We start from the raw sequence: 11,856 nt of genomic DNA, 5'->3' as shown, positions 1-11,856 counted from the left end.
ATCTATGAAAGGTAAACAGTTTTGCTTTCCTTCCTAACCAACAGAGAATATAACTTTACAAAAGGAGAGGACATAGATGAGGGTATTAAAGTGGTTAGATGACCATATTGAAGAAGTTTTTCTTGTTATTTTTTCGGTCGTAATGGTTGCAGTTATCTTTTTACAAGTAATTATGCGCTATGTGTTCGATGCATCTCTTTCGTGGTCAGAGGAACTAGCTCGTTACTGCTTTATCTGGCTTGTATATATTGGTATTAGTTATGGAGTAAAGAAACAGCGCCATATTAAAGTAGATGTATTGTTATTACTTTTTAAAGAAAGAGGAAGACTTATCCTGACAATCATTTCAAACTTACTATTTTTATTCTTTGCCTTATTCGTCATCCAATATGGATCGGGAATTGCAATGCAAATTCTTGAATGGGGACAGAAATCTCCAGCTAATCAAATTCCAATGGGAATTATCTATTTAGCAGCCCCGATAGGGATGGGCTTAACTGCTATTCGATTGTTACAAAATTTAATTAAACAATTTAGAGCATTATTTGGGTTTGGTGAATTAGAAATAAAGACTACCCAAGAAAAACTTCAGGAAGATTAGGAGGCAAGAAAATGGTTGCAGCAGTTTTATTTATATCGTTTGCCTTATTTCTACTTCTAAGTGTTCCAATTGGAATTGCCTTAGGATTATCAACATTTGTTACGATCATTTATTCCGGAAATCTTAATCTACAGTTTTTAGCTAAAGAGTTAATTACCTCGGTAGACTCGTTCCCGTTAATGGCCGTCCCGTTCTTTATTTTAGCGGGTGAAATTATGGGGAAAGGTGGTATCTCTGAACGCCTTTTCCGTGTTGCAAACTCACTGGTAGGTAATAAAACTGGTGGTTTTGCAATTGCTACAATTATTACTTGTATGTTTTTTGCTGCAATCTCAGGTTCAGGTCCTGCTACAGTAGCTGCCATTGGTGGAATTATGATCCCAGCGATGGTTCGCCAGGGGTATGACAAGAGGTTTGCTACTGCAGTTGTTTGTGCGGCTGGTTCTTTAGGAGTTATTATCCCACCGAGTATTCCAATGGTAATCTATGGTGTGGTAGGGAACGTATCAATTGCCAATATGTTTATTGCAGGTATTTTACCGGGAATTTTAGTTGGAATAGCATTAATTGTCTATGCATACTTTTATTCAAAAAAGATGGGCTATACAGGGTTAGATGAAAAAACATCTTTGGCTAATATCGGAAGAGCGGTTTGGGATGCAAAATGGGCATTATTAATTCCAATTATCATTTTAGGTGGAATTTATGGAGGAATATTTACACCCACAGAAGCAGCGGTAATTGCTGTGGTTTATGGACTAGTTGCAGGATTACTTTTATACCGAGAATTGAAAATAAAAGACCTTCCTAGTGTTTTCGCTAACTCAGCACTAACTACAGCAACGATTTTAATCATCGTTGGTACTGCAACGGCATTTGGTCGATTGTTAACAATACAACAAATCCCAAATCAAGTCGCACAAGCGATGCTGTCAGTTTCTGAAAGTCCAATTGTAATTATCTTATTGATTACACTACTTTTACTAATAGTTGGTTGCTTTATGGATACTTTAGCAGCAATCATTATTCTAACACCAATCCTTTTGCCAATCGCCGTGAATATTGGATATGATCCGGTTCACTTTGGAATTATCATGGTGTTAAACTTAGCAATTGGTTTTATTACACCACCACTGGGTGTTAATTTGTTTGTTGGTTCTGGTATATCGGGACTTTCAATTGAAGCTTTATCAAAAGCAATTGTTCCGTTCTTCTTTGTTATGTTGTTTACGCTATTGCTAGTGGTATTTATTCCACAAATCTCATTGCTATTCTTATAATAAATACAAAGAGAAAAGGATTGGTGCGAATTGGCAAATGAATGTCTAAAAGAGATTGTTGTTAATATTTCAGAAGATCAAACAATTACCGATTTAAGTAAGTCAATACAGCCACTTCAGTCAGAGATTTTCTTAAAAAAGATGGTCAGAGGAATGATTGTTGAAGTAAACTTAAAAAGCTTTCTTGGTTTAATTACCTTGCAACTAAGAAACGGTGATAAACTTCTAATTCGTGCCATCGGTGAAGACTGCGAAGAAGCAGTACAAGCAATTGAAAATTATTTAACATAAGTATGTTGAAAAGCGGTCGGGAAACCAACCGCTTTTCTTCCACTTTATTAAATTTGAATTTATAATTAGAGAGAATTTATCGTCGCTAGGGGGAAGGTAATGTATGGAAGGTGTAATTTGTAGCTTAATTCAAAATGAAGATGAGATGGTTCGATCACTATGACGATATTTTTTCAAGTAGTTTTACCTGTCATATTAGTATTCTTAATCGGTTACCTAGTGCAAATATGGAAACGGTTAGATATTAAAGCTATTTCAACCGTCGCAATATATGTCATGACCCCATGCTTAGTTTTTCGAGTCTTCTACACTGCTGATTTAGATATGCAGTACTTATATATGGTTATTTTCTCAGCTATTTTGTTAGTAGCAATTATTGTAATAAATATTATCTATGCAAGAATTCGTAAGTATCCACAATCTCTTGAAAGTGGATTAATCTTATCGACAGCTTTTATGAATTCAGGCAATTATGGCGCTCCGATTATTTTATTTGCCTACGGAGATATAGGTTTTGCTTATTCAGTATCATTCTTAGTGTTACAAGCAATTATTATGAATTTTTTTGGAGTGTATTATGCAGCTAGGGGAAAAACTACGATCAAGGTTGCTATTAAATCAGTGTTCGAGATGCCAGCTACATATGCGGTAATTGTTGCTCTTTTGCTAAAAGGGCTGCAATTAGAAATTCCCAATAACTTATTTCAGACCATTGATATTATTGCAGATGCCACAATACCAACAGTAATGGTTATTCTCGGGATGCAGTTAGCAAACATACAATGGACAAAATTTGAGTGGGGGCATATTACCTTTGGTGTTATTGTTAGGTTAATTATCTCACCAATCATTGCTTATTTAATAACCTTATTGTTCCCGTTTGATCCACTACTGGCAAAAGTATTAATTGTATCAGCAGCAATGCCTTCTGCAGCAACGATTGTGATGTATGCAGTTCAGTTTGACGCAAAACCAAAACTAGTCTCAGCGATTACGTTAGTGACGACAATCATTAGTATTTTTACAATCACAATCTTGCTTGCCATACTAGGATAGGAGTGAAATGTTTTGAAAGTAGTTATTACAGATTACGAATACAAAAGTCTAACTACTGAACAGGACGTGTTAAAAACAGTTGGAATAGAATTGATAACAGCTCAATGTAAGACGGAAGAAGAAGTTATAGAAGCATGTTCTGATGCAGATGGTATTCTAAATCAATATGCACCGATTACTCGTAGGGTAATCGAAAATCTTAAAAATTGTAAGGTAATTGCCCGTTATGGTGTCGGTGTAAACACAATTGATGTTGATGCAGCAACTGAAAAAGGGATCATTGTTAGCAATGTAACGGACTATTGTATTGATGAGGTTTCTGATCATGCCTTTGCACTCTTAATGAGTGCAGCTAGGAAAGTTGTAGCATTAAATAATTCAGTTAAAAAAGGAACATGGGATTTTAATATTGGTGTGCCAATTTTTCGGTTACGTGGGAGAGTATTAGGTTTAGTTGGCTTCGGACAAATTCCTCAAGCGTTAGCTAAGAAAGCACAGGGATTTGGGATAGAGGTTGTCGCATTTGATCCCTTTGTCCGAGAAGAAATAGCAAGCCAGTTAAATGTCCAGTTAGTGACATTAGAAGAGTTATGTAAGAATGCTGATTTTATTTCGGTACACGCCCCACTAAATGAACAGACACAAGGGTTGTTAAGCGATGCGGAGTTTTCGCTAATGAAAACCGAAACTTTTATCATAAATACTGCAAGAGGGCCAGTTATTGATGAGAAATCGCTCATTAGGGCCTTACAGTCAGGAACAATTGCTGGTGCAGCATTGGATGTATTAGAGGAAGAACCAATTCCTATTGATAATCCATTACTAAAAATGGAAAATGTTATTCTTAATCCTCATGTTGCATGGTATTCAGAAGAAGCTCAAGAAGAGTTGAAGAGAAAGACAGCTCAAAATGTTGCTGACGTGTTGAGTGGTTTTTTCCCAAAGTATTTCGTGAATTCATCTTTAAAGCAAGTACTCCATTTAAAAGAGCAATAACCGATCAAACACTGATCGGTTTATTTTTTTACGATAATAGTTACCAATCTATGAAAAAAGTAGTTGCTTTTCCACTATATTCATAGTTATAATATTGTTTGGTTAAAAAAGCGCTTACACACATGGAGGAATAATAATGTCACAAACAAAAGTTACTGTTAAAACGCTAAACTTAATGGATTTTACTTATGGAAAAACAGAACAACGTGCGCAATTCGCTGAACAGTTTATATCTGGGCTTAAAGAAACTGGTTTTATTATTTTAGAAGGACATGGAGTAGACACTAATTTAATAGATAAAAACTATGAGTTATGGCAACAATTTTTTGGTTTAGAAGAAGAGACCAAAAAGAAGTATGAAGGTGTTAAAGGTGGAGCAAGAGGTTACACTGGTTTTGGAAAAGAGCATGCAAAAAATAGGACGGTTGGAGATCTAAAAGAATTCTATCATGTTGGACAAGAGCTTCCAGTTGGTCATCCTCTTACTAGCGAGTATGCTGCAAATGTTTGGCCAGAAGAATTACCAGAACTAAAGAAATATGCAGTTGGATTTTACCGTGAATTAGAGCGTGTTGCACGCAATATGTTAGAAGCATTAGCTTTAAGCATGGATTTACGCCCTAACTTCTTCTCGGACATGATTACTGATGGTAATAGTGTTCTTCGTACGATACATTATCCTGCGTTAGAAGATTGGATGGATCCAACAGCAATCCGTGCTGCTGAGCATGAAGATATTAACCTAATCACATTATTGGTTGAGTCAACAGCTTCAGGGTTACAGTTATTAACACGTGAAGGTGAATGGATCGATGTGAAAGCTGAAAAAGGTCAAATTATTGTTGATGCAGGCGATATGCTTTCAAGAATTGCGAACGAAGTAATTCCAGCAACGACACACCGTGTAGTCAATCCAGAAGGTGAGAATACATCACGTTTCTCTATGCCATTTTTCGTTCATCCATATAGCAATTACTTATTAGAAACAATTCCTTCGTGTGTTAGTGAAGAAAATCCACAAAAATATCCTGCAATTACTGCTGGTGATTTCTTATATGAAAGATTAGTTGAATTAGGATTAATTAAAAAATAAAAAAAAGCCGGTCATTATGACCGGCTTTTCCTTATAGTTTAAGAATTCCTGTTGATGCTAGGAAGATTAAGAAGATTGCAATTGGAGCAATAAAACGTAACGTGAAGATCCATGCATTCCCCAATGCAGATTCGCCAAAATCAGAGTCTTTAAGCGCATCTGTTTTCTTCCAACCCCACCCCATGAATAGAGCAATGATTAACCCACCAAGAGGAAGTAGGATGTTAGAAGCGATAAAGTCCATACTATCTAGGATATCATTGCCACCGATGATTTTAACATCTGACAAGATGCCTTGACCTAACGACGATGGAATACCAATTAGGAAGATAATACCACCGATAATTAAAGCTGTCTTTTTTCTCGTCCATTTAAACTTCCTCATGAAGTACGCAACAGCAACCTCTAGTAATGATACAGCTGAAGATAGAGCTGCAGCTGCTAATAAGAAGAAGAAAAGTAGACCAAAAATAGTTCCGAAAGAAATACTATCAAAAATTCCTGGTAATGTAATAAACACAAGTCCAGGGCCAGCGCCAGGCTCAATACCGAAAGCAAATACGGCTGGGAAAATCATTAATCCAGCAAGTAAAGCGAAACCAGTGTCTAACGCAGCAACACTTACAGCCGCTCCTGGTAATTTCTCTTTATTAGATAAATAAGAACCATAAGTGATTAATGCACCCATTCCAAGACTTAACGAGAAGAACGCTTGCCCAAGTGCCGCTAAATAAACCTTAGGATCAGCAAGTGCACTCCAGTCTGGCGTGAATAAGAATGATAAAGCCTCGCTTGCGCCACCTAAAGTTAAACTATAGCCTGCAAGAATAATAACTAAAAGTGCTAAAGCTGGCATTAAAATTTTGTTAGAGGCTTCAATTCCTTTTTTAACTCCGGCATAAACAATACCAACTGTAAATGCCATAAATAGGAATTGCCAGAAGAGTGGTTCCCAAGGACTAGTAATAAACCCTACAAATACATCAACATATTCGCCATCGTTTTGTACATTAAATCCACCAGTTAAATAGCTAAAGAAGTATTTAACTGTCCAACCTGCGATAACACCATAGAAAGATAAAATAATAAATGCAGAAATAACTCCCATAATACCAGCTAAAATCCAAGGCTTACCAGGCGCAATTTTTTCAAAAGAACCAACGGCATCACTTTGTGCTTTACGTCCAATTGTAAACTCAGCCATAATAATAGGAATACCAATGGCAATAATACATAGAAGATACACTAGTAAAAATGCAGCTCCACCATTATCACCTGTAACATAAGAAAACCTCCAGATGTTACCTAACCCTACAGCAGAGCCCATTGCTGCTAAAATAAAGCCTAAACGAGACCCCCACTGTTCGCGATTTGGATCTAATTGATTCATTGTAATGACCTCCTTTAATGTCTTTTTTGTGAATTAATAATATTACTATATCATAATATTCAGAAACTTCTATATTTATTTTTCAATTTTGAAAATATTTAAAAAACATTTATGTTTCATAAATCCTATCTTTCTTCAGACTTTCTTCAAAAATACAAACTATAATGATGATACAAAGGAGGTAAACATATGAAAAAATTATTTGTATTCTTTATATTAGCTCTATCAGTTATCTTTGTGACGGGGTGTACTGATCATGGTGACCATGGGAAAGAAGCAATAAAACATGAGGATGGCAATCAACATGAGGGACATCATTCATCTAGTGAAGTGATAACAAGTGGATTATTACACTTAAATACGAAAAATGTTACTAGATTAAATAGCACTAATAGCTTGGAAATTTCGATCATGACTTCACAGATGATATGGCCAGCTACACATGAGGCAAATCAACCTGGAACCATTATGTTAGCTCCAGTTGAAAATTGGCAGTTAGCGTTAGCTAGTTTAAACTTGGTTCATCATCCGAATGACGGTCCGCTATTATTTACAAAGGGTGGTGAAATTTCAGAGGTTATCGTAGCCGAAATTGAGAGGTTGCAGCCGAAAGGAAATGTTAATGGCACTCAAATTATGGTGTTAGGAACGTTAAATGAAGGTGAAATTGAGAAGCTAAATCAGTATGTTGTTGATACGATTGAGGAAGATGAGCCGGCGCTTTTTGCCGCAGAAATTGACAAATTGTATAGTGAGTTAACAAATAATATTCCTACTAGTGTTATCATAGGATCAATGGAAGAGAAGGCGAAACTATTTTCAATCCCAGCAGGTAGCTGGATTACGCACATGGACGAGCCAATATTGTATGTTAGTGAGAGAGAGGTTCCTGAAGCGACAATTGCTGCGCTACAAAAACGAAATGGCCAGGCAAATATCTATGTAGTTGGACCCGAGCAAATAATCTCAAATGACGTTTTACAGCAATTGGAACAGTACGGGAATGTTATAAGAATTGATGGTGAAACTCCAGAATTAGTCTCGATTGCTTTTGCAAAATATAGAGACCCAAAGACAAATTTTGGCTGGGAGGTAGTCGGTCCAGGTCATGGCTTAGTCATGGTAAGTACAGAAACCCCAGAATTAGCGATTACAGCAGCTCCGTTTGCCCATCTAGGGAAACATGCACCAATGGTATGGTTAACAGACGGAAACTTCTCTGAAGATATGCATAACTATTTAGCAGAGTTAAAGCCAACGTTTGACTATGAGCCAACAGAAGGTCCTTATAACCACGCCTATCTGATTGGTGGCGAAGAACTAGTTTCCTTTAGAATTCAAGGATACATTGACGAAATGTTAGAAATTGTTCCAGCCCATGGTGGTGGGCATCACGGCCACGGAAGTCACAGTCATTAAAAAAAGATGAAAGGATGATTCGAATTTGAATCATCCTTTTTTCCTTGATTTTTCATGAGGGTTAAAGTGAAAGTCTTTATTACGGGCTAACGGTTCTTAATAATCTATTTTTTTCAAAGGCAATTCAGTTGGTCCTTCAATGACATCACCGTTAATAGAGAAACGAGAACCGTGACAAGGGCAATCCCATGATTTATCGCCGTTATTCCATTCAACCTCACAGCCCATATGTGTACACGTACTATTCACAACATGTAATTGGCCATTTTCATCACGGTAAGCACCACATTTCTCACCATTAATTTTTACATGAGCACCTTCACCTACAGCAATATCTTCCGGTTGTTTTAAGTTCATACCAATTTTGCCTTTAACGAGCTGATAGGCAACGTCGGCGTTATGTTCTACAAATTTTTTAATATCAGGGTCTGCATGAAAACGTGATGGGCTAAATAGATCAGCATACGGATTGGAGCCTTTTGTAATGAGATCGGATAAAATCATTCCTGCTACAGTCCCATTCGTCATGCCCCATTTTCGATAACCAGTAGCAAGATAAATGTTATCTGAGCCTGATGTATAGTGACCAATGTAAGGCATTTTGTCTAATGTGTAGATATCTTGCGCTGACCAACGATACTGGATGTCAGTGACGCCAAGGACTTCTTTTCCAAAGGTAGCTAATGCTTCATAGTGTTTCATCGTATTAATATCATGTCCTGTCTTATGACCTTCTCCACTTAATAATAAGAGATTATCATTCCCAACCGGAGTCGTTCTAATAGATCGAGTAGGTGTTTCTGCACTTATGTACATACCACCTGGATAGGGCTCGTCACTTTTTACTGCAACAATATAAGATTTTTCTTGGTACATTCTAGCAAAGTAAAAGCCCGCAGTATCATGAAATGGGTAATGTGAACAACAAATCACCTGATTACTAGTAATTGTTTTCCCATTTCTAGTAAGGACTCTCGGTTTGTTACCTTCTTCAATTTTTACAGCTGTCGTATTTTCATAAATTTGACCACCATGTTTGGCAATACTTTCAGTAAGTGGTAACAAATACTTTAAAGGGTGAAATTGTGCTTGCCCTTTCATAACTAAGGCTTTGATCATTGGTAATTTGGTTAATGGCATTGAATCTACCAAGTTACCTGGAATTCCAAGCTTTTCATAAGCCTTTGCTTCTTTTTCTAATTTAGATAATTCTTTTTCTGAATTTGTGTATATGTAAGCATCATGTTCCTCAAAATCACAGTCAATATTTAGTTCCTGAACCGTTTCTTTAACGAAAGCACGGGCGCTATCTGATGCGCTATAATACAACTTCGCCTTTTCCTCACCAAAATGGTTAATAAACTCATCATAAATAATTCCGTGCTGGGCTGTAACTTTGGCGGTCGTATGCCCAGTTGTACCGTTTAAAATGCTACCAGCTTCGATAATGGTAACCTTAACACCACTGAGAGAAAGTAGATACCCTGCAGTAATTCCACTAATGCCACCACCTACAATTGTAACGTCAGTTGTGATATCCTCCTCTAGACTTGGAAAAGATGGGAATTGCATATTCTTTCGCCAATATGGTTCGGGAAACTGTGGCCATTGATTAGTTGTCATCATTTATTCCTCCAATTCATGAAATACCCCCCTATTTTTTCCATAAACTAAAAATTTTATGATTGGATTTATTTTATAGATAGAAGTAAAATAGACTAATGCTTTTTGGACCTATTTTAAAGAGAATTAAAATAACGAGGAGAATGTACACAATGATATTTTTTGATATAGATGGAACGTTATTAACAGAAGAAAAAGAATTACCGAAAACAACGAAATTAGCGATAAAAGAATTAAAGGAAAAAGGTCATCAAGTGGCTATTGCGACTGGACGTGCACCATTTATGTTTAAAGATCTACGTGAAGAGTTAAAGATTGATACATATGTGTCATTTAATGGTCAATATGTGGTGGCTAATGGTGAAGTCATCTATAAAAATCCGCTTCATAAAGAAACGCTTAAATCGTTAGTTGAATTTGCAGAAGCTAAACAGCATGGGCTTGTATTTATGGATCATGAAGATATGAGAGCGAGTATTGAGTTTGATCCTTATATTGAGGAAAGTATCGGAACTTTGAAATTTGCTCATCCAAAGCATGACATCAGTTACTGTGAGGATAGGGAGATATATCAGTCACTCCTTTTTTGTAAGGACGATGTTGAACATGACTATATTGTTACTTATCAGGATAGCTTTACCTTTGTGCGTTGGCACCCAGTATCGACGGATATTTTACCGGTAGGTGGGTCGAAAGCTATAGGAATCGCAAAGATGCTACAGCATTTTAATGTTCTACCAGACCAAGTGTATGCTTTTGGTGATGGCCTAAACGATGTTGAGATGCTCTCATTTGTTGGTAATAGCGTAGCGATGGGTAACGCCCATGAAGAAGCCAAACGAGTGTCTAAACATGTGACAAAGCATGTGGCTGAAGATGGGATCTTACATGGTTTACATTTAGTAGGTTTATTAAAGTAAGAAGTAAAAAGCTTGGAACACGGGGTTCCAAGCTTTTTACCTAGTTTAATTTCTGCCAGTCATTATTGATAGGGTGGCGCAAGGCTTCTAATACGACTTGAGCATCGTATCCGTTTTGGAAGTCATAAAGCTCTGCCTTTTCTCCGTGGATGGCTTTGACAAACTCTGAAATTAAATTGTTGCCATTTCCGAAAGAGATCTCTAACTCTTGTAAGGCTTCACCACTTTTAGCAGCTAAAAGTTGTCTCCAGTTTCGTAGCATAATGGTTCCGTCGGTACCGTAGGCTGCAAATTCTAGCTGTTCTTCGCCACCGATATTGCTTAGACCGTCAATTAAAACGGATGTACCATTTTCCAACTTCATTTCCGCAATGATTGCATTTTCACAAAGAGAAGGATCTTCAGGAAAATGTAATTGAGAGCGTACTTCCGTAATCTTTCCAAAAATACGTTGTATCGCTTGGATCCAATGAACGCCTACTTCTAGAACGTAACCACCTTGTTCACGTCCGGCTACCCAATCACTTTGTTGCCAGAGTCGCGGCCAGTGTGAGAAATGCATCTTTAAATTTATTCTGCGTAGCTCTCCAATGTAACCGTCTTTGAATAGTTGCTCAAACTGTTGTAGACTTGCTTGATAATTTAATGGGAAATGCATCGCATGAACAAGATTTGTTTTTGTAATTGCATCTACCATTCGTTCTGCTTCTTCTACGGAGTTAGCTAAAGGTTTCTCACATAAAATGTGCTTACCTGCGCTGATTGCAGCTAAAACGATTGCTTCATGAAACTTCGGGGGCACTGCTACATAAACTGCATCTATTTCTGTTCGATCCAGTAAATCCTGATAATTTGTAAATTTGTTTGTAATAGTGAACGTTTCAGCGACTTCTTGTAAGCGTGCTTTAGAAGTATCACAAATAGCTGATACGACGATATCCTCTCTAGTTTGAAATAAATTCATCAGACGTTCACCGATCGCCCCTAAACCAATAATACCAATATGTATTACATTATTTTCCATGTGATAGTCACCCCTTTTTCATGTTCATTTTATCCTTTTCGAGAATGTTTTACTAGTAAAGTAGTTCGTTTTGTTTTTAGTAAACTCTATCTCTGTTTTCTTAGTATAGTTCCATTATTATTTTTAACAAATAGTTCCAAAAAAGTAGGAGACATTTACAATG

At 36.9% G+C, this 11,856-nt stretch carries 11 protein-coding genes; 8 read left to right on the top strand and 3 right to left on the bottom strand.

The features are described 5' to 3' along the window. The first annotated feature begins 76 nt into the window (after positions 1-76). The 6 genes from DS745_RS08020 (at position 77) to DS745_RS07995 (ending at position 5,317) form a co-directional block, all read left to right on the top strand. Entirely contained in the window at positions 77-601 is a 525-nt protein-coding gene (locus tag DS745_RS08020) for a TRAP transporter small permease (RefSeq protein WP_129077756.1), read from the top strand. 11 nt (positions 602-612) lie between these two features. After that, on the top strand, positions 613-1,881 hold the full coding sequence (locus DS745_RS08015; protein WP_129077755.1) for a TRAP transporter large permease: 1,269 nt from the start codon (positions 613-615) through the stop codon (positions 1,879-1,881). 30 nt (positions 1,882-1,911) lie between these two features. After that, complete coding sequence (locus DS745_RS08010) at positions 1,912-2,172, top strand: HPr family phosphocarrier protein (RefSeq protein WP_129077754.1); 261 nt, start codon at positions 1,912-1,914, stop codon at positions 2,170-2,172. Positions 2,173-2,331: 159 nt separating this feature from the next. Further along, entirely contained in the window at positions 2,332-3,228 is an 897-nt protein-coding gene (locus tag DS745_RS08005) for an AEC family transporter (protein WP_129077753.1), read from the top strand. 12 nt (positions 3,229-3,240) lie between these two features. Beyond that, a complete protein-coding gene (locus DS745_RS08000; RefSeq protein ID WP_129077752.1) occupies positions 3,241-4,224 on the top strand; it encodes a C-terminal binding protein in 984 nt (327 codons plus the stop codon). 136 nt (positions 4,225-4,360) lie between these two features. After that, the gene (locus tag DS745_RS07995) at positions 4,361-5,317 is read left to right on the top strand and encodes an isopenicillin N synthase family dioxygenase (protein WP_129077751.1); all 957 of its coding nucleotides are present in this window, start codon (positions 4,361-4,363) and stop codon (positions 5,315-5,317) included. Between the two features lie 31 nt (positions 5,318-5,348). On the opposite strand, the gene DS745_RS07990 is transcribed toward DS745_RS07995, so the two are convergent. Next, positions 5,349-6,707, bottom strand: a complete 1,359-nt coding sequence (locus DS745_RS07990) for a sodium-dependent transporter (protein WP_129077750.1) — start codon at positions 6,705-6,707, stop codon at positions 5,349-5,351. A gap of 189 nt (positions 6,708-6,896) precedes the next feature. Between DS745_RS07990 and DS745_RS07985 the strand changes: the two genes are divergently transcribed. After that, positions 6,897-8,126 (top strand): cell wall-binding repeat-containing protein, encoded by a 1,230-nt coding sequence (locus tag DS745_RS07985; RefSeq protein WP_129077749.1) that lies wholly within the window; start codon positions 6,897-6,899, stop codon positions 8,124-8,126. A 96-nt stretch (positions 8,127-8,222) separates the two neighbouring features. Here the strand turns inward: DS745_RS07985 and DS745_RS07980 are convergent, their stop codons facing one another. Then, positions 8,223-9,749 (bottom strand): FAD-dependent oxidoreductase, encoded by a 1,527-nt coding sequence (locus tag DS745_RS07980; RefSeq protein WP_129077832.1) that lies wholly within the window; start codon positions 9,747-9,749, stop codon positions 8,223-8,225. Between the two features lie 143 nt (positions 9,750-9,892). Between DS745_RS07980 and DS745_RS07975 the strand changes: the two genes are divergently transcribed. Then, positions 9,893-10,669 carry a Cof-type HAD-IIB family hydrolase gene (locus tag DS745_RS07975; RefSeq protein ID WP_129077748.1) on the top strand — a complete coding sequence of 259 codons (777 nt, stop codon included), beginning with the start codon at positions 9,893-9,895 and terminating at the stop codon, positions 10,667-10,669. Between the two features lie 40 nt (positions 10,670-10,709). On the opposite strand, the gene DS745_RS07970 is transcribed toward DS745_RS07975, so the two are convergent. Continuing rightward, a complete protein-coding gene (locus tag DS745_RS07970) occupies positions 10,710-11,693 on the bottom strand; it encodes a Gfo/Idh/MocA family protein (RefSeq protein WP_129077747.1) in 984 nt (327 codons plus the stop codon). Positions 11,694-11,856: the final 163 nt, after the last annotated feature.

It is taken from the genome of Anaerobacillus alkaliphilus (assembly GCF_004116265.1).
GTDB classification, from domain to species: Bacteria; Bacillota; Bacilli; order Bacillales; family Anaerobacillaceae; genus Anaerobacillus; species Anaerobacillus alkaliphilus.
The sequence above is the reverse complement of the archived record's forward strand: the minus strand, read 5'-3'. Positions and strand labels throughout refer to the sequence as shown.